Here is a 19,225-nt window from a genome sequence, read left to right as displayed (position 1 = left end):
CGATTTCCGCACTGAAAGGGCGTTTTGCATTATAATAGGTAGAGGATGTTGCTTTCCAGGAGGGACAAGACCGTGCCAAAGATCGAAATCTCGCATAGCAAAAGTGATCACTTCCGCTTCATCAAAAATCCGCAGCTGCTCTTTGCCGGGCAGGTCGTGGACGAGGACTTCTTTTATGGACCGCCACAAATTCATGATTTCTGCGAGATCATCTATGTTGTAGAAGGACGCGGAGAATTCACGATTGCAGGAAAAATATACGAACTCCACAAGGGCGATGTCGCGATTTATAACCCCGGCATTCCTCACGAGGAGAGATCCATCACGGACGGACCCTTCAAGGTGATCTACTGCGGCGTGGATTCGCTTCACATTGAAGGGGTTCCCCAGGGGATGCTGCTCCCGGCCTATGTGGAGCCAGTCATATCCTGTGAGAAATACGCCTATAAAGTGGAAAGCTATCTTTCCGAGATCCTCCGTGAATGCGATTCGCAGGTGCTGGGGTATGAAACGCTGAGCACCAACTTGCTGATGTCATTGATTACCGTCATCTATCGCATTGTGGACGTTAAACACCAATTCCAGTCCTTGAAGGGCAAGAACGAAATCGCACTGCGGACCAAACACTTTATCGACACCAACTATACCCAGAGCATCAGTCTCAAGGACATTGCCGATACGATGTATGTTAGTCAGCATTATTTATCCCATCTGTTCAAAAAAGAAGTCGGCGATTCCCCCTTCAATTACTTGATATCCCGCCGGATTGAAGAGGCCAAGCGCCTGCTGGCGGATTCCGAAATGCCGGTACATGAGGTTGCTTCCCAAGTCGGTTACGGCAATGATAAGTACTTCTCGATGTTATTCAAAAAAATTACCGGTCAAACGCCGAGCTCGTTCCGGGAACAGAGCAAAATGGGGATTGAGTAAAGGATTGCAGTATTATCTTTCCAGCAAAGCAGGCAGCCGTTGTGGTACGGCTGCCTGCTTTTAAATATGAACGGCAATCTGCCTTCAATGTCTTCAAAAGTATGGGGCATGCTTGATTTTGATGGGACCGACCGCTTCGATCTTGCTCTGGCATCCCAGTCGATAGCCTTCTTCGATTTCTTCTGGATCGAGGCGCCGCTCTTCGGCCAAATTGGGCTCGGACAAATACTCGATTCCCTCCACCACCATGCAGCGGCAGCGCGCACAAGTTCCTCTTTTGCAAAAAGAGTTCCAGTCCACCTCATTCCGCTCGGCCAGATCAAGCACCGTCATGCCAAGAACAGGCGCCACGCTGCGGCGAACCTCGCGGCCTGCAAGCTCAATGATCGGATCCGGTACGGCTTCCATTATCTCTTCTGCTTGAGGGATCGAGGCTTTGTCTCCGCTATCCCCGCCCTTTTTCTTCTTCCAGAATTTAAACACCCGTATTATCCCCCTATGCATGTCATCATCAGGTTATGTATCAAATCCTTCATTTATTATACTGGAAAGTTTAAAAAATCAATATGCTTACTCATATCTATTCTATGACATTGACATCATGGAATTGGAACTCTATGAAAATTTTGCTATACTAGCGTATGCTAGACCCAATTCCATATTCTATGAAATCATTCTATTATTTTAATGGATCGGAGGAAATACATAAGCATGCTGCACAAACAAATAGGAAAAACAGCTGTTGCTGCCGTTCTTGCCTTATCCCTGCTCGGCACCACCCCCCATGTTAGCCAGGTACATGCAGAGCCTGCCATATCGGTAAAGCTGGATGACGTTACGCTAACCTTTGATGCGGCTCCGCGGGTTGACAAAGGGGTCACCTACGTTCCATTCCGGACGGTTGGAGAAGCACTGGGCATTCAAATCACATGGAGTAGCAAGACGCAAACCGTGAAGGCCATTGGCAGCGTGAAAGGCCAATCGACTGAAGTATTACTTCAAGTGGGGAGCACGAACGCAACCGTCAATGGAAAAAAAGTGAAGCTTGCAGCTCCGCCGGTGGAGCGGGAAGGCCGTGTGCTGATCCCGCTCAGCTCGTTCAGCAGCCAATTCGGCGTTGATGTCGGCTGGAACCAGGCGACTCGTACAGTCTCCCTCGTATCGCCACAGCGCGACATGCATTTGAGAGCTTTCTATGCATTACAATCTTTCCAAGAACGGGATCTTGTGGGATCCATGAATTCAGTTGCCTTTGGCTGGAGCCGCATCGATCGCGAGGGTCAGTTCACGCTTCAAGGGGATGAGTACCGCCTCCCCGCTGCGGCTGGCGACGTTACGCCGCAATCGATTGTAGCAGATGCTGCAAATCAGAATATTAAACCATATCTCATGGTTTATGCCTTGGATGGGAACGGCGAGTTAACCAAGGTCCTAAGCGATAGCAACCTGCGCCAAAAGTCTATTGAAGGCATCACATCCGCGGTAGCGGAGAACGGATTCGGCGGTGTTGTGCTTGACTTTGAAGGGCTCGGATTTAAACTGGATGCCGTGAAGCAGCAGAAGCTGCTCAATGATTACGTCAAGCAATTGAAAGCCGCATTGCCGAATGACGTTGCCCTGTCTTTAGCCGTGCCGCCATTGAACAGCGCCTATAAAGGTTATGATTACAAGACACTGGCCTCTATCGCTGATGACCTGATTGTTATGGCCTATCAGTACAATCCGGTTGGAACCAAATCTCAGGTTCCCGAACCGAACAGTCTGGTGGACCAAGCGATCCAGCTGGCACTCCAAGCAGGCGTCCCGAAGCAGAAGCTCCTGCTTGGCATCAGTTTAAGCAGCRAAACCGCCACTTCCGTGGACGATAAACTCGGCTTGGCCAAACGTTATGACCTGAAGGGAGCCGCCTTCTGGCGTCTGGGCTTGTTCCGTCTCTATAATAATGGAATGGAAGCTGCTGTGAATGCCTCTGTTGTTAAGGAGTAACCGAACACCCCCTTGTGGGATGATAGACTTATAGTAACAAAAACGTCTATCGACGTACTTTCACAGATGACAGACAGTTAGTAGAAGTTTTTCTTGCGATATCAGGAAGTCACAAGCTTCGAAGTTTATACTCTCTCATATCTAAAAAAAGAAAGCCTGACAAGGTCATCCCTTTGTCAGGCTTTCTGATTATGTATCGTACTCTAAATGGCTGCGTAATCCAACTAGCTTGCGCTTCCTACCAGCTTTGCATAGTTTTCTTGACTCAAAACACGACGTGCCGTGACATAACGCGGCTCGTAATAGGAATCGCTAAGCTTGCTGATTCTGACTCCCTTGCTGCTGGAAGCATGTGCAAATTGTCCGTCACCAATGTAAACGCCTGCATGAGAAATTCCGCTACCGCTCGTATTGAAGAATACCAAATCTCCAACCCGCAGATCTTGGCGATCCACATGTTCACCGGCTTGAGCCTGGCTTTGGGAAGTGCGCGGAAGATCAATGTCGAAATTTCTAAACATGTACAGTATAAATCCGGAGCAATCAAACCCGCTGGTAGTCGTTCCGCCCCATTTGTATGGAGTTCCTACCAATTGCTTCACTTGATACTGAAAATTCGGTTGTTGATCAGCAAATGCTGAAACGGCACCAGAAGAAAAAATAATTGCAGACCCTAGCAAAGTGATGACAAACTTCTTCAAAATATGTTCTCTCCTTCGATGCCTACGGAGTTAGCTAAGGGTTCGGTTGAAGGTTCCCTATACTCTCTATACAAGAGTAATTCACCCAAGACGGTTCCCCCGTTTTCACAAACGAAATTCGGCAAAATTCATTAACGTTTTGTAACCTTCTCTTAATATAGTATACAAGCAAGGATGCTGTCAATGATATCCTAAAAATCTATCGTTTTATGTTTGGAGCTGTCGTAAAGATGAAGAATTTCGGCAGGAGATTGGTTAACCGTCTCACTCAGTCATGACAATTATGTAACTCTGTTCTCCTTTCCGCGCTGCTTTTTTAATTAATCTAGCAACTTTTTACAAATCTATGCGTTTACATATCAGAAATGAAATTAAAGAGGTGATCCATCACTTATGAGTCAAATAACGATGGCAGAAGCACTAGCTGTCCGGGCAGCAATTAACCGTCTCATCAATCAGTTGATGTCGGAACGCTTGAACAACAGCAGCACGATTATTGAAAAAGGGGAGACGGCGGAATACCCTACGCGCAGCGTAGATGCCATTACGGAAGAAATCGAAGCGGCCGCGGCGGATTATAGGAAGCTGGATTTGCTGATGGCAATCTCCAATACCACGCAGACTATTCCCTGGAACGGCTCCGACATTACGATCATGGAAGCGATCGAGCTGGCCAAACAAATACGCAGCGATATCGGACAGCTTGCCCATCTCGGTTCCCGCAAGAAGCTGGAGCGCCAGAGCAGCCGTGGCAGCGGAGACGGTGCCATAACGCTGTTCAACGTCGCCTTATATGATCCAGAGGCTTATCAGGCGCTAGCCCGCAAGAAGGAACGCGAGGTAACCAAGCTCTCTTCGCTGATTGAGCATGCCAATCATACGTCTTTGATTACGTTTGACGCATCCAAGTACATGGAATAGCGACAGCCGCCGGCTCCAAGCCTGCAGGTCACCCCACGTGCGGGTTTGGAGCCGGCGGTTTCCGCCGGCGGGCGGGAAAGTGCGAGCAACCGTTTATTGTTTGTCGGATACAAACAAACCTAACCAGAAACCAAAAAAATCGACTCCAGCGCAAACGGATGACGGTTTACGGTTCACGCCTATCACTTGTTACTTGTTACGGACTTATGACGCAAATAAATGATCGCTCCGTTTCCCGCTCTCTCTATGAATAATTGGAAAGCCGCCCTTCTGAGGGCGGCTTTTGTTGATTTCTCTTTAGCTAGGTAACTGGATACTACGTCGTCATTCCGAGCGCTCTTTCTGGTATCTATTTATCATTGATCCTATTCGTATCATTCTCTTCAGGCCTATGCTACTGGAACAAAGCCGCAGCTCCAACCAGACCAACATCGTCCCGAAGTCCTGCAGGAACGATCTCGTACGTCCCTAAATAGGACGGCATGACCAGCTTATCCGTCATTTCCCGCAGCTGCGGGAACAACAGCTCACCTGCTCTGCTCACACCCCCGCCAATGACGATGCGATCGGGGTTAAAGCTGTGAATGACGTTAACCAGTCCAAGCGCCATGTAATAGATGGCACGATCAATGACCTCCATTGCAACGGGGTCTTGAAGACGTTTGGCCTCGAATACATGCTTGGCGTTCACTCCCGCATCAGCTGCCGCCAGTTCTGATATGACACTTGGCTGGGTAAGCATTCGCTGGGATGCTGCGAGTCCGATGGCTGTTCCAGAAGCAAATACCTCCCAACAGCCGTGGCTGCCGCAATTGCACTGCGGACCGCTGGGATCAATGATATGGTGTCCCAGTTCCCCAGCAAAGGAACTGCTGCCCAAGAACAGCTTCCCATCCAGCACGATGCCTGAGCCGATACCGGTGCTCAGCGTCACGTACACCATGTTCGTCGCCCCTCTTCCGGCACCTCTTACATACTCTCCCCATCCGGCTGCATTAGCATCATTCAGCACCTGAACCTCCGTATGCAGCTCACGTTCCATCCATGCTTTGAGGGGAACATTCGTCCATTGCGGCAGATTCGTCCCATGGATGACAATGCCCTCCCGGCTGTTAACCGTTCCCGGCGAAGCCATGCCAACCCCTCGGAGCGATTGGCCGCCCGAGACGCTGCGAATCATATTCGTAATTCTCGTAACCACTTCTTCGGCCGTACGCGCGCCTGCCGTCTCCATTTGCTCCCGGTTCAGCAGCTGTCCTTCGGAATCAAAGAGCGCTGCCGCGATCTTCGTACCCCCAAGGTCAACGCCAACCACAAATTCTTGCTGTTTATTCAATACGGTTTGCAATTTTTGTTCACCTGTTTCCGATAGGTTTGCTACTTCTAATGATGTAAGCTGTCAGCCAATGATCGCAGCTCAACCGGATCAATGGGCTTCAGCCCTGATCGGCCATACCGGACAGCGGAGCCGAAATGCACCTCGCTCACGCCGGTCTGGTCGATAAAATCATGTATGATTTCCCACTTCAGGCCATTGCCTGCCAATATTTTAAGCTCGCTTCCTGCCGTATGTTCTACCAGCTCCCGAATTCTCGGGATGGCTTGCGGTGCAGGCTGCGGCCCGCCAGACGTTAAGACGCGGGTAACCGACCGGTATTTCTGCAATGTACGAAGCCCTTCGAACTGATCCTCCAATTCATCAAAAGCCCGGTGGAACGTGACCTGCATATCCCCTGTCCATTCCAGCATTTTGACTAAGGAGACCTCGTCAATCTTTCCTTCCGGAGTCAGCATGCCGATTACTACGCCAGCTGCGCCTGCCTTGCGGATCGCCTTCACCTCCGCAATCATGGTAGCTATATCATGTTCGTTGTACACAAAGGATCTGCTATGAGGTCTGACCATGACATGAACAGGAATCTGAACGGCTTTCACAACCTCTTCTACAAGCCCGATTCCCGGCGTAAGCCCGCCTTCGGTGATCGCCGTGATCAATTCCAGGCGGTCCGCGCCATTCTGCTCTGCTGTGATGGCATCATCCACGCATGTTGCGATTATTTCAAGCAGCATCATCGTCACTCCTTATTGAAGTTGATTCTTTATGCATGGGAAAACTGCTTCTCCACATAATCCGCGAGCAATCTAGCGCCATATCCAGTAGCCCCCGCTGCAGAATGAGGAAAATCCCGTTTATACTGGACCGTGCCCGCCATATCGATGTGAACCCATTCCATGGAATCCGCCACAAAATGACGGATAAACAGCGCAGCCGTTATAGCGCCAGCCAAAGTGGACGTACCGACATTTTTCAGATCGGCATAATCGCTTCTAAGCTCTGATTCGTACTCGTCCATCAGCGGCATAGGCCATACGCGCTCACCGTTACGCTCACCGAGCTCAACCAAATCGGCCGTAATCTGTGGGTCGCCCCAGATACCCGCAATCTCCAAGCCCAATGCCGCTCCGACATTACCGGTGAGGGTTGCGATATCAATCACTTTATCTGCGCCAAGATTCGCTGCATGCAGCAGCGCATCGGCAATGATCAATCTGCCCTCCCCATCCGTATTGGCGATCTGAACGCTTAAACCATTCGGATAATGAACGACGGAAGATGGTAGCATCGCATCCGGTCCCGATAAATTATCCGCAACGGCGATCAGCGCCGTTACGCGTACCGGAGCTTTTTGCGATACCAGAATATCCATGGCACCCACGACCGCTGCAGCGCCTCCCATATCCATACGAGCATCGCTGATGTCCCGGCCGATTTTAACGTTCATGCCGCCCATATCAAAGGTTACGCCTTTGCCGATGAGTACAATATGAGGGCTCTCCTTATCGGAACCCACCCCATTATAGGCAATCTCAATCATGGCAGGCTCATATTTGCTGCCGGCTCCCACGGCGATCAGACCGTTCATCTGCCGATCATGGAGCTCTTCTCCGCGATACACATGTAGCTGAACGGGTGCCTTCTTGAAACGGTCCTTAACAACCGCTACGAACGCTTCCGGATTTAACGTTTCCGGAGACTCATTCACCAGGTCTCGGGTGAACTGCGTCCCTTCGATCCGGATTATTGCCGTCTGTATAATGGCTTCCAGATCTTCACGGGAAAGCCCCTCCCAGTCTTCTAGTCGAAGATGAAGAGACAGGGATTGCAGATTGGCCGTGACCCCGCGATGCTTATTGAATTGATATAGTCCATACATCCAGCCTTCAACCCACGCCTGAAGTTCTTCCTCTATCGAAATCCGGGAAGATGCCCCGACGCCGCGGACTGAGGGGCGAATCAGCGCTGCGCTTGTTTTATTCTCCTTGAGCAATGCTCTCGCGGCTGATGCGCCTGTTCTGCGCACTTGCTCCAACGTCAGGTTTGAACGCTGCCCCATGCCGACAACGAGATCATCCGCTTCTTGATCGGAGCGGCCATAGAACCACGTCAGCGTCATGCGCTGCTTTCGAGATTCCGTTAAACGAAAATGAGACTCCGCCCCCTCATAAACCACATAAATCGAAGTATCTGCCAGGTGAGCTTCATCTATTGTGATGTTCATCGAGCCTTCCCTCCTCTATAAGAGAATCATCGCTGTTAAGCGTTTGTTAAGCGTTTTTCATGATTTCTTCGTCATATAAATGGCATGCCACCTGATGGCCCGGCTCAACCTCACGATATACCGGCGTAATCTGTTTGCACACTTCCATGCAGGAAGGACAGCGTGTATGGAAGCGGCAGCCTGTCGGAGGATTCACCGGACTAGGCAGATCACCCTTCAGAATGATCCGTTCCTTCTTCTGCTTCGGATCCGGAACGGGTACCGAGGATAGCAGCGCTTGAGTGTAAGGATGCAGCGGGCGATCATACAGCGTATCTTTGTCGGCGGTCTCCACGAGCGCTCCCAAATACATGACGCCGATCCGGTCGCTGATATGCTCAACCACGCTGAGATCATGGGAGATGAACAGATAAGTCAGGCCGTATTCCTCTTGAAGATCCTGAAGCAGGTTCAGCACCTGCGATTGGATGGAAACATCCAGCGCGGACACAGGCTCGTCGGCAACAATTAGATTTGGACGCACGGACAGCGCTCTGGCAATGCCGATCCGCTGCCGCTGACCGCCGCTGAACTCATGAGCAAAGCGTTCGGCATGAAAGCTGTTCAATCCGACCGTTTCCAGAAGCTCGCAGGCCAGTTTGTCCCGCTCTTTGGTGCTCAGCTTGGTATGAATCAGCAAGGGCTCCGCGACCAGCTCTTTGACCTTCATCCTTGGATTCAGAGAGGCGTATGGATCCTGAAATACCATCTGCATGTCTTTGCGCAGAGGGCGCATCTGATTCTCGTTGTATCCGCTAATATCCGTTCCGTTAAACAGCACCTCGCCGCTATTCGGCGTCAGCAGTCGGGTCACCAGGCGGCCTGTCGTCGATTTGCCGCAGCCGCTTTCGCCTACCAGACTGAAGGTCTCGCCCTTATGGATCGCGAAGGAGATTCCATCCACGGCACGAAGCTGCTTGGATGTGCCGAAGAATCCTTTTTTCACCGTGAATGATTTCTGCAAATTCTTCACTTCTAATAGAGGTGTTTCTTTCATGCGGTTTCTCCTCCCTTCGTGTGACCTTCCTGTGTCAGCCAGCAGCGGCTCTTACGATTTTCTTCATGTGCGACAGGGAGAAGCTCCGGCTCCTGGGAGAGGCACTGCTCCATTACGAACGGGCATCGCGGAGCAAACTTGCAGCCTTTCGGCATGTTCCGCAGATCCGGCACATTCCCTGGAATGGATTCCAAACGGCGTACCTTTTGTCTAAGCTTGGGCACTGAATGAATGAGCCCTTTGGTGTATGGATGCTGAGGATTCTCGAACAGTTCTTCAACCGTTGCCTCTTCCACGACTCTGCCTGCATACATGACAACCACCCGGTCGCACATTTCGGCCACGACGCCAAGGTCATGGGTAATGAGCAGCATGCCCATTTCCTGCTCGGTCTTGAGTCGGTTCATCAGATCCAGGATCTGAGCTTGAATCGTGACGTCAAGAGCCGTGGTCGGCTCATCGGCAATCAACAGCTTCGGATTGCAGGACATCGCCATCGCAATCATGACCCGCTGCCGCATGCCGCCGGACAATTGGTGTGGATAGTCATCCACGACCTCGTCCGCCCGCGGAATGCCGACAAGTTTGAGCGAGTCGATGGCATGCTGCCGCGCTTTCTTGCGGCTATAACCCAAGTGCAGCATAATGGATTCCTCCAGCTGTTTCCCGATACGAAGGACGGGATTCAGGGATGTCATCGGTTCCTGGAAGATCATGGCCAGCTCGTTACCCCGATAGCGGCGCATTTCTTTTTCCGACATTTGTACGAGATCCTTGCCCTCAAAACTTACCGAGCCCCCGGATATTCGGCCGGGCGTATCCTTAAGAAGTCTCATGATGGACAGGGAGGTCACGCTTTTGCCGCATCCGGATTCACCCACGAGTCCAAGCACTTCGCCTTTATTGATGTGAAAATCGACCCCTGCTACGGCAAGCACCGATGAGCCATCGCGTTTGAATTCGGTTTTGAGCCCCTTTACTTCAAGCAATGTTTGCGTCACGATCTATCCCCCCTATTAGTTTTTTGTCTTCGGATCAAGGGCATCATTCAGTCCGTCACCGATCAGATTGAATGCAAGCACAGTCAGGAATATCAGAAGTCCCGGGTAGTACACGATATGCGGTGCAATGCTTAAGTAATCGCGTCCCATACTGAGCATAGCGCCCCAGTCCGGTTCTGTCGGTTTGGCCCCGAGTCCGAGGAAGCTTAACGAAGAAGCTGCCAGAATGGCGCCGCCGATTCGCATCGACACGTTGACGATGATGCTGGGAACCGTCTCGGGAAAAATATGCTTCCATATAATCCGGTTATGCTTGGCCCCCATCGATCTTGCCGCCTCTACATATAAAGACTCCTTCGCGGAGAGTGTTACACTTCGGATGATTCTGGCAAACGACGGTGTGCCAAAGACCGCCACCGCGATCACCACATTCGATAATCCCGGCCCCAAAATCGCTACGATTCCAATGGCAAGCAGCAGGTCAGGAAAGGAGAACATGACGTCACTGCCCCGCATAATGAGACGGTCGATCCAGCCGCCATAGTAGCCGCTGATCAAGCCGAGAATCGTACCGAGAACTGCGGATATAAATACCGCGCTTAAGCTGACCGCCATGGTTAACCGTGTTCCGTCAATCAAGCGGCTCAGGATATCGCGGCCATACTCATCCGTACCCGCCCAGTGGGCAGCCGACGGGCCTTGCATCATTGCATCGTAGTTGGGCTCATTCGGAGGATACGGAACGATATGCGGACCGATCACCGCGAGCACAAGGAGTAACAAGATAAATCCGCTTGATATTACGGCAAGCTTTTGCTTCATGAATTTAGATGTAAACGCTCTGAATTTGCCAGTTGCCTGGCTCTTTGCAAGCATATCCTCCGGCGCGGAGGAATGGACCGTCACTGTTGAATTGTTGCTCATGAGTTCCCCCTCCTATTTCGATGCATACCGGATTTTTGGATTCAGTACACCGTACAATAAATCGACAATCAGGTTAATCAGGATAAATTCGGCTGCAAACAGCAGTAAAAGCGCTTGAATGACGGTATAATCCCGGAATGCGATCGAGTCGACCAAGAGACGTCCCATGCCCGGAATACTGAATACGGTCTCAACCATAACCGAACCGCCCAGCAAAAATCCGAACTGCAGCCCTGCAACGGTTACGACCTGAATCAAGGAATTGCGCAGCGCATGCCTTCCGACAACGACGAATTCCCGCAGACCCTTCGCGCGTCCGGTCCGCACATAATCCTCGCGCATCGTTTCGAGCATCGACGTACGGGAGTATCTTGCCAGCATGGACATAATCCCGGCCCCTAGCGTAAAAGAAGGCAGAATATAGGATTGCCAGCTGTCGACACCACCTGTTGGAAACCAACCCAGCTCAACAGAGAAAATTTGAATCAGTACAAGACCAAGCCAGAATCCTGGCAAGGAAATACCGGATATTGCAGTCAACATTCCGATATAGTCCGGCCATTTTCCGCGATTAACGGCAGATATGATACCAATGATCAGACCAATAACCAATGCCCAGCCAAGGCTGGTAAAGGTCAGGACAATGGTCGGGAAAAACCGGCTTTCCAACATGTCCGTTACCGGCAGATTGGAAGTAACGGATACACCCAAGTCACCCTTCAACAGATCACTCATGTAGTTCACATACTGCTGCCATAGCGGCAAGTTTAAGCCTAGCTGCTCTCGAATCCCGTTGATCTCCTCAAGGGTGGCATCCTTACCTGCAACAAGTCGTGCCGGATCTCCAGGAATAAGGTGAATGAACATAAATACAAGAATGGATACAACGAACAACAGCGGGATAACACCCAGCAGCCTCTGAATTGCATATCTTCCCAAAGGATGTGCCTCCTTTCAACATGCCTGCTTTTAAAATACGATGGGCCGCTTCCTTATTGATTCAAGAGGCGGCCCACCACAAGGTATACGTTTAGCAAGCTCTTCGCTGCCTAATTATTTGACTTCTGCGTTGATCACACTGATCGATCCGTCCGGAAGGGCTTTAACGCCTTCAAGATAAGCTCTCTTGCCGGTAATGACCTGATCGACCCCAAGGAATGCCCACGGAGCATCTTCCCAGATTTGCTTTTGGATGTTGGCATAGATTTCTTTTGCATCCTCAGCTTTGACGGATGCGTTGGCATCCTTGATCCATTGGTCTACATTGTCGTTCTTATAGTAAGCGGTATTGGAACCAGCCGGCGGGAAGAACTCGCTGCTGAACAGACTTTTGGTTGCGCCGTCAGCATCACCGGACGAAGGTGACCAGCTTACATACCACATTTGAATTTTTGCGTTTTCCGGCGTAGCCGAGTTAATCTGATCGGACAGGGTTGCACCTTCCATCGATTTCACGTCGACTTTGATTCCGACAAGAGCCAGCTGCTGCTGAATGAACTGCATGCCTTTCATCGTTTCGGAATCATTCTCTCCCCAGAGCTCTGCTTCGAATCCGTCCGGATAGCCTGCTTCCGCCAAGAGGGATTTTGCTTTCTCCAGATCGTAATCATATCCGGATTGCTCGGAATAGTGCTGTGTCATGGATGACATGGAAGACTTCAACTTCGAGCCCAGTCCGGATTTAACTACTTTAATATAAGCATCTTTATCAATGGCATAGTTGATGGCTTGACGAACCTTCAGATCGTCATAAGGCTTCTTCATGGTGTTGAGCGTAATATAACGAACGATCGTGGAATCGATCTTGTCAATGACGATATTGGAATCGCCTTCTACTTCGGACACCTGCTCAGTCGGCATAGGATAAATGAAGTCCGCTTCGCCCGTTTTCAGCATCGCGATCCGGGAACCGTTCTCCGGTACCGGTTTGAACGTAATGCTGTCGACCTTCGGAAGACCTTCTTGCCAGTAATCCTCATTCTTTACAACAACAAGGCGGTCACCTTGAATCCATTCCTTGAACTTGTATGCTGCCGTACCTACAGGATTCTTCGTGATGTCAGCACTTTCTTTGAGCGCTTTCGGGCTGATCATCAGCGCCATCGCGGTCTTGTTCAAGAAAGCGTTGTACGGCTGGCTAAGGGTGATGACAACCGTGTGGTCATCCGGAGTTTGAACATCGGCGACGGCAGAGAAGCTTTTACGCATTCTAAGGTTGTTCTTTTCATCCATAATGCGATCCAGGTTGGCTTTTACGGCTTCTGCGTTGAAATCCGTTCCATCATGGAACTTCACGTTCTGGCGCAAATTGAATGTGTACGTCAGGCCGTCTTCACTGATCTTGTAGTCTTCAGCCAGTACAGGAACGAGTTCCATCTTCTCGTTGAAGCCCATCAAACCTTCGTACATCGTGCGTGCACCGGAAATGGAGTGCGTGTCTCCAGCATTGTGAGGGTCAAGCGTAATGAAGTTGGCGTTAATCGCAATGACAACATCTTTGTTATCTTTTGTCACCGGCTTGGTCTCGCCGCCGCCTTCACTTGCCCCTTTGCCGCTTCCGCTGTTTCCGCCGCAGCCTGCCGCAACAATCGTAAATGCGAGCAGCAGCATGAGCAGTGACCATGTTCTACCTTTGAATCTCATTGTTTTACTCCCCCTTTGATGTAGTGAATATCTATAGATTCACTCGCCGCTTCAGCATATAACATCCTGCCGATCGCCTTGAGTTCCTCACAGCTTAAACATTCCATTCGTACACCGCGCGTCGTTTCCCAACCAGCGTGCCGCCATCATTGAAAATCTCATTCGGAACCAGCGCATACAAGCGGTCGATCGTAGACCGATCGCTGTAACCCAGGCGCTCCAGAATAGAAGCGATGATGCATGGCCAGACTTGCTCGGAGCCATCGGACACTTTAAGCGAGATCGCCAAGCGTTCTTTCCGAAGACCGATGCCGTACACGCCCTTGGCGCCGCCCTTGGCAGTCAGATTGTGGTCCCGGAGCAAGGCTGAGCACACAAACTTGGTGTCTGCAATGATATCCGGATACTCATTCATCCGTTTTGCCATTCTGGCAGCTGCTTCCGCCGTCTCTGCGTCCTCGATCAAATCCGGGCAAGCCAGCTTAAGGAAGCTGTATCCGATACGGTCCAGCGGAAGCGCAAAGATGGGAAGGCCACAGCCGTCAATGCCTTGCGGGATCGAGGAAACTGGAACCTCGGCAAAATAAGCCAGCGTCTCAATGATCTCTTGCTGAACCGGATGCTCCGGCTTGTAATACATGCTCTCGTCCCAGCCCATATGCTTACATAGGGCAATCAAGCCGCTGTGCTTGCCCGAGCAGTTATGGAAGATCCGACGTTTGTCCTCATGATCCCGATGGCGCTGCGCCTTGGCATCCTCGTTCAGTGGATAAGTTGCGCAGCAGTGAAGCGCTTCTTCCTGAATCCCGGTTTTCTTCAAAATAGATTCCAGTGCATCAATGTGGAAGCTTTCACCACGGTGGGAAGCGGCAAACAATGCCGTTTCTTCCCCAGTTAGTCCGTACACCTCATCAATCCGGCGTTTCATCACAGGTATGGCTTGGAACGGCTTAGCCGCGGATCTCAGAAAAGTCATATGATGCGGATCACCCGCTGCGTAAACCACATTACCGTTCTCGTCTACAACACTGATCGCTCCGTAGTGGATGTTCTCCAGTACATTCCCGCGATATTCCTCTACTAATGGCACAAATCCCATGATGTTGCTCCCCCGATCTCCAGATGAATTAATTCAGTTGAAAATAACGATCCTGCGCGACAAGTCCCGATCCGATGATGACCCCATGCTCGTGAAGCTCGGAGCGGACAATCGTAAAGGAATCCTGAAGCGGTTCCCAGATATACTGTGAGTAGCACAGATCGGTGATCTCTTCGTAAACTTCAGGGAACTTGTCCAGGATCTCGCCGCTCAATATGACGCTGTCCGGATTATACATGCTGACGACGTTATTAATCGTAATCGCCATATACGCAAGGGCTCTATCGATTAAATAGGTCGCCCATCGTGTTCCAGCCCGTCTTTCCGCGAACAGTTCCTCAATCGTACGAACGGGTTTAATCTTGCTGGCTTCCGACAACAAGGACGGTATATTGATATAGGTTTGGAGGCAACCGGCTTTTCCGCAGTCGCACATCATACCTTCAGGGTCCACCGTCGTGTGTCCGATTTCCCCTGCGCTGTTGGTCACCCCGCGGTAAATCTCCCCTTCCAGGATCAGTGCTGAGCCTACGCCATTACCGAACCCAAGGAGGACCGTCCGGTTGGAGCCGTATGCCGATCCCTTAAGCTGCTCCGCCAATGCCTTTACCTTCAGCTCATTGTCTACGACCGATTGAAGCCCGGTTAATTCCTTGAGCCTCTCGGCAAGCCTCACATTCTTCCAACCAAGCTGTACCGAGAAATTGACCACGCCGGCATCAACATCGATGATGCCCGGCAGTCCCACGCCAATCCCTACCACCCGTCTGCGATCGATATCGCATTCCGAGATGAGTTCTTCAATGGTGTCCGCAATTCGGGCTACTGTGGCTTCTGCCGTATCCTCCGGCGATCTCGGAAAACTGCCGCTGCACAATACACTTCCCTGAACATCGATGAATCCAATATTGGCTTGATGGCGATCAAGCTCAACGCCTATCGAGATGACCGCCGTATCCAGCAGTTTGATTAAGGAGGACTTTCTTCCGCGCCCGGCCGAGGCTTGTTCTTCTGTTTCGTGAACGTACCCTTCTTCCGTCAGCTCCGATACGATCCGGCTGACCGTTGTCGGACTCATTCCCGTCTGTTTGGCAATAGCTGCTCTTGAAATCGGCTGTTCGTTCTTGATGATTTGGAATACTGTGAGTCTGTTCTGCCGCTTCATAAAGTCTTGATCATGCTTTTTCATGAAGACATCCCCTATTTAATTTCACCAGTAGATTAATAAGATCATTTTTTTAAATAAAACGATCCTAAATCATCAAAAAACCGTGATTATTATCAAATTTATTATTTTTATTCTCCAGTGATATTAATAATAAAACGCGTTTTGTAAATGTGTCAATATATATGACACATTTAAATTATTATTTTTTTGTTTCTGGAAATGTAAGTGTTTCACTATTTTGCGAAAGAAATTCAATCTCTTGCATGCATACAAATGACCACGCCGCGCGCACAATATGACATCAACTTGACGCAAAATCTTCTAAAATGTAGATAACACCGCCCTTTAAACTCATGAATGAAGCCACCCAAGAAAAGAATGATTGGAACATTCTTCATCCCGGATGGCTTCAAAAGGAGGAAATATATCATATTTCGGTAGGGTTCTAGGTTTCAGGTTCTTCTTTGCATGATCCCCCCATAACGAATTAAACCACCCGAGAAATTAATTCGAGGGGGCCTCGAATATCCCGGATGGCTTATGTATGGAGAACACGTATTTTGATTAACGCATGAGCGCAGCATAAACATCGCTCTATTTTCCAACTATTAATGGTAGCCGCTTTTAATTGATCGCATCACATATAGATTTAATTGCTCGTAAGCCTTGCTCTTCTATTTTAGTCATTGAATCTTTAATCTCTTATCTTTAGTCTTTTGATCTTTCTTCTTGTTCTTTCCCACCAGCGGAGGTTTGAGGATAGCCGATCCTTTGGGAGTCCGTTTCTACCTTGCCCATTCCATTCCCGAAACGGACGGACAACAGAGCGGATAGACTCAAACCGGAGCGCATGGATCCTTTGGGAGTCCGTTTCTACCTCGCCTATTTCCATTCCCGAAACGGGCGGACAACAGAGCGGATAGACTCAAACCGGAGCGTCTGGATAGACTCAAACCGGAGCGCCCGCTAGACTCAAACCGGAGCGCCCGAGCGCCCTACTTGTTCTTGTAATATTCAACCGCTTTATCGAAATAATGCTTCTGGTCTTCCGGCAGATCCTCAAAATAGAAAATGGCCGCCACCGGACAAGCCGCTTCGCAAGCCCCGCAGGAGATACAAATATCGGTATCGATGTAGAACTGGTCATCTCCTTCTTCTATACAATCCACAGGGCAAACGTCAACGCATTCTCCCGCTTTCTCTTCGATACAAGCTGACCCAATAACATACATCCGTCATTCCACCTTCCCGAGTGTAATAATTAATTCTTTCAATCTTTCGACTGGCTATCATTGCAAAGTCTCGATCTTCATCCATTCCTTGTTTTCTATACTTTTTATACTAAAATATATCGTAATTATGTGGTTAATCATGCCAATTGTCAATAAACCGCGTGATGATCGCCTCAAAAACTGCCATTCCGGTTGACTTATAGAAGGTAAAGACATAAGATGAGACATATTGCTTTTTAACCTTTTTAGTTGAAAAAGAAAGCATTCATCGAGAAACAAGGCGGTGATTATAGTGGATCAAGAAGTCGCATACAGTACCCGCGAGTATATCATGCAAATGTTAAAAATAAATGGTGAACTCAGCACAAAATCCATAACCGAGGCACTGGGAATAACAGGCATGGCCGTCCGGCGCCATCTGGAAAGCTTGAAGAGTGAGGGTTACATCACCTATCGAACCGTGAAACAGCCGATGGGAAGGCCCGTCTCCTTATACAGTCTTACGGAATCCGCAGAGGATTTTTTCCCTAAGAACTATCATGCGCTTGCACTCGATCTGCTGAACGAGCTGCAGGATGAGGCCGGTGACGAAATGATTTCACGGCTGTTCGACAAGCGTAAGGATACATTGCTGAACAAGTATACGCCTACGGTGAAAGCCGATGCTCTAGAAGATCGGGTTGCTGCCCTTGCTCAGATTCAGAATGACAACGGATATATGGTGGATTACAAAAAAGTCACCGAGGAAGAATATCTCCTCGAGGAATTGAATTGCCCTATATCCCAGGTAGCCAACCGGTTCCAACACGCATGCCGCTGTGAACTTGACCTGTTTCAATCCTTGCTGGAAGCGGATGTGGAACGCACCGAGTGCCTTGCCAAGGGCGACAAAAAATGTGTATACCGTATTCGAAAACAAACCGAAGCCAAGCAAACATAATATCTGTTATTGCCACATCAGGCTCCTTCCATACGGGAAGGGGCCTTTTTTGTTAAGAGATGAGAAAGTATAGACTTCAGAGGCTTACCCACCTTATCTCGCAAGAAAAACTTCCGCTATATGCGGTCTGTCTTCTGAGAAAGTACGTCGATAGACGTTTTTCTTAGTGTACTTGTCCTATATCTATTCTCTTAAATCGCAAGACATGTACAATTCTTTGAATTATTTCAGCACCAGCAGTCGATCATCCTGATCGGAAGGCACACCCCGGCCATCCGTATTGTTGGTAATGACATAGGTTTTGCCGTCATGGACTTTGACGTCCCTTAATCTGCCTTCACCTTCCAATACGACCTCAAGCGAGGCGTTCTCCGGCCGAAATTGGTACAACATCTGGCCGCGAAGAGTCGCCACGTACAAACGGTCCTGCTCATCAAAAGCGATGCCGGAAGGTGCGATTGCCGATTCCCCGCTATGGTAAATCGGGAGCTTCATGCCTTCTAACCTATCATCGCCATAGATCTCGGGCCAGCCGTAATTGCTGCCGGCCGTGATCTCATTAATCTCATCGTGTCCGCCAGGCGTACCTGACGGTCCATGCTCTGAGCTGTACAATTCACCTTCCGAATTCCAGGCCAAGCCCTGCGAATTCCGATGACCTAGCGTATAGACATAAGAGCCTGCAGTCGGATTATCCGGCGGGACCTTGCCATCCAGCGTCAATCGCAAGATTTTGCCTGCTAGACTTTCCTGGTTTTGCGCAAGCTCTCCCTCTCCCGAATCTCCAGTCGTTACGTAGAGCATATCATCGGGTCCGATTGCAATTCTGCCTCCGTTATGCACATTAGAGCCGGGAATACGCTCCAGGAAGACTTGCGACTCTGTCCATTGATTCCCGTCCTGCTTCAAAAGGACCAACCGGTTCATAACCTTTCCATCCTGATCATAGGTGTGGTAGGCATAGGCCTTGCCGGAATCCTGAAAATCCGGGGCTAACGCAAAGCCCAGGAATCCGCCTTCTCCTTGATGGGCAACCGGCTTCTCCGTTTGTACCGACTGCCTGGTTAATGTGCCATCCTTGATC

General features: G+C 49.9%; 18 protein-coding genes and 1 riboswitch. Of the genes, 4 read left to right on the top strand and 14 right to left on the bottom strand.

What is annotated here, in order from left to right:
• Positions 1-72 precede the first annotated feature (72 nt).
• Positions 73-930, top strand: coding sequence for an AraC family transcriptional regulator (locus tag ACPV3A_RS29365; RefSeq protein ID WP_194543394.1), 858 nt, complete (start codon positions 73-75; stop codon positions 928-930).
• Positions 931-1,023: 93 nt separating this feature from the next.
• On the opposite strand, the gene ACPV3A_RS29360 is transcribed toward ACPV3A_RS29365, so the two are convergent.
• Positions 1,024-1,413: a 2Fe-2S iron-sulfur cluster-binding protein gene (locus ACPV3A_RS29360; protein ID WP_426203100.1), complete on the bottom strand. Its 390-nt coding sequence runs from the start codon at positions 1,411-1,413 to the stop codon at positions 1,024-1,026.
• Between the two features lie 228 nt (positions 1,414-1,641).
• Here ACPV3A_RS29360 and ACPV3A_RS29355 point away from each other — a divergent pair, with 228 nt between their 5' ends.
• Positions 1,642-2,916 carry a stalk domain-containing protein gene (locus ACPV3A_RS29355; protein ID WP_426203097.1) on the top strand — a complete coding sequence of 425 codons (1,275 nt, stop codon included), beginning with the start codon at positions 1,642-1,644 and terminating at the stop codon, positions 2,914-2,916.
• A 224-nt stretch (positions 2,917-3,140) separates the two neighbouring features.
• Here the strand turns inward: ACPV3A_RS29355 and ACPV3A_RS29350 are convergent, their stop codons facing one another.
• A complete protein-coding gene (locus tag ACPV3A_RS29350) occupies positions 3,141-3,617 on the bottom strand; it encodes a C40 family peptidase (RefSeq protein ID WP_113058838.1) in 477 nt (158 codons plus the stop codon).
• Positions 3,618-3,620: 3 nt separating this feature from the next.
• Positions 3,621-3,751: riboswitch (cyclic di-AMP (ydaO/yuaA leader) on the bottom strand.
• A gap of 259 nt (positions 3,752-4,010) precedes the next feature.
• Between ACPV3A_RS29350 and ACPV3A_RS29345 the strand changes: the two genes are divergently transcribed.
• Entirely contained in the window at positions 4,011-4,538 is a 528-nt protein-coding gene (locus tag ACPV3A_RS29345) for a hypothetical protein (protein WP_113058837.1), read from the top strand.
• A 394-nt stretch (positions 4,539-4,932) separates the two neighbouring features.
• On the opposite strand, the gene ACPV3A_RS29340 is transcribed toward ACPV3A_RS29345, so the two are convergent.
• The 11 genes from ACPV3A_RS29340 to ACPV3A_RS29290 form a co-directional block, all read right to left on the bottom strand.
• Positions 4,933-5,886: an ROK family protein gene (locus tag ACPV3A_RS29340; RefSeq protein ID WP_426203094.1), complete on the bottom strand. Its 954-nt coding sequence runs from the start codon at positions 5,884-5,886 to the stop codon at positions 4,933-4,935.
• Between the two features lie 35 nt (positions 5,887-5,921).
• Positions 5,922-6,608 (bottom strand): copper homeostasis protein CutC, encoded by a 687-nt coding sequence (locus ACPV3A_RS29335; RefSeq protein WP_113058835.1) that lies wholly within the window; start codon positions 6,606-6,608, stop codon positions 5,922-5,924.
• Between the two features lie 29 nt (positions 6,609-6,637).
• Entirely contained in the window at positions 6,638-8,098 is a 1,461-nt protein-coding gene (locus ACPV3A_RS29330; protein ID WP_426203091.1) for a leucyl aminopeptidase family protein, read from the bottom strand.
• Between the two features lie 46 nt (positions 8,099-8,144).
• Positions 8,145-9,134 (bottom strand): ABC transporter ATP-binding protein, encoded by a 990-nt coding sequence (locus ACPV3A_RS29325; protein WP_194543399.1) that lies wholly within the window; start codon positions 9,132-9,134, stop codon positions 8,145-8,147.
• Entirely contained in the window at positions 9,131-10,135 is a 1,005-nt protein-coding gene (locus tag ACPV3A_RS29320; RefSeq protein ID WP_194543400.1) for an ABC transporter ATP-binding protein, read from the bottom strand. The genes ACPV3A_RS29325 and ACPV3A_RS29320 overlap by 4 nt, the downstream gene beginning before the upstream one ends.
• Before the next feature lie 15 nt (positions 10,136-10,150).
• Positions 10,151-11,059, bottom strand: a complete 909-nt coding sequence (locus ACPV3A_RS29315; RefSeq protein ID WP_194543401.1) for an ABC transporter permease subunit — start codon at positions 11,057-11,059, stop codon at positions 10,151-10,153.
• A gap of 12 nt (positions 11,060-11,071) precedes the next feature.
• A complete protein-coding gene (locus ACPV3A_RS29310) occupies positions 11,072-11,998 on the bottom strand; it encodes an ABC transporter permease subunit (protein ID WP_071220315.1) in 927 nt (308 codons plus the stop codon).
• A gap of 114 nt (positions 11,999-12,112) precedes the next feature.
• Complete coding sequence (locus ACPV3A_RS29305) at positions 12,113-13,702, bottom strand: glutathione ABC transporter substrate-binding protein (RefSeq protein WP_426203088.1); 1,590 nt, start codon at positions 13,700-13,702, stop codon at positions 12,113-12,115.
• Between the two features lie 94 nt (positions 13,703-13,796).
• A complete protein-coding gene (locus tag ACPV3A_RS29300) occupies positions 13,797-14,801 on the bottom strand; it encodes an asparaginase (RefSeq protein WP_426203086.1) in 1,005 nt (334 codons plus the stop codon).
• A 28-nt stretch (positions 14,802-14,829) separates the two neighbouring features.
• Positions 14,830-15,990, bottom strand: a complete 1,161-nt coding sequence (locus ACPV3A_RS29295) for an ROK family transcriptional regulator (RefSeq protein ID WP_194543404.1) — start codon at positions 15,988-15,990, stop codon at positions 14,830-14,832.
• Between the two features lie 974 nt (positions 15,991-16,964).
• Positions 16,965-17,201: an indolepyruvate ferredoxin oxidoreductase subunit alpha gene (locus ACPV3A_RS29290; protein WP_015736133.1), complete on the bottom strand. Its 237-nt coding sequence runs from the start codon at positions 17,199-17,201 to the stop codon at positions 16,965-16,967.
• Between the two features lie 292 nt (positions 17,202-17,493).
• On the opposite strand from ACPV3A_RS29290, the gene ACPV3A_RS29285 reads away from it, so the two are divergent.
• Positions 17,494-18,141: a helix-turn-helix transcriptional regulator gene (locus ACPV3A_RS29285; RefSeq protein ID WP_071220311.1), complete on the top strand. Its 648-nt coding sequence runs from the start codon at positions 17,494-17,496 to the stop codon at positions 18,139-18,141.
• A 222-nt stretch (positions 18,142-18,363) separates the two neighbouring features.
• Here the strand turns inward: ACPV3A_RS29285 and ACPV3A_RS29280 are convergent.
• A partial coding sequence (locus ACPV3A_RS29280; protein WP_426203082.1) for a PQQ-dependent sugar dehydrogenase occupies positions 18,364-19,225 on the bottom strand: 862 nt, incomplete at its 5' end.

The organism is Paenibacillus sp. Dod16 (assembly GCF_049893405.1).
GTDB lineage: Bacteria > Bacillota > Bacilli > Paenibacillales > Paenibacillaceae > Paenibacillus_AQ.
Note: the sequence above shows the minus strand (reverse complement) of the source record. Positions and strands in the feature narration are given on the sequence as shown.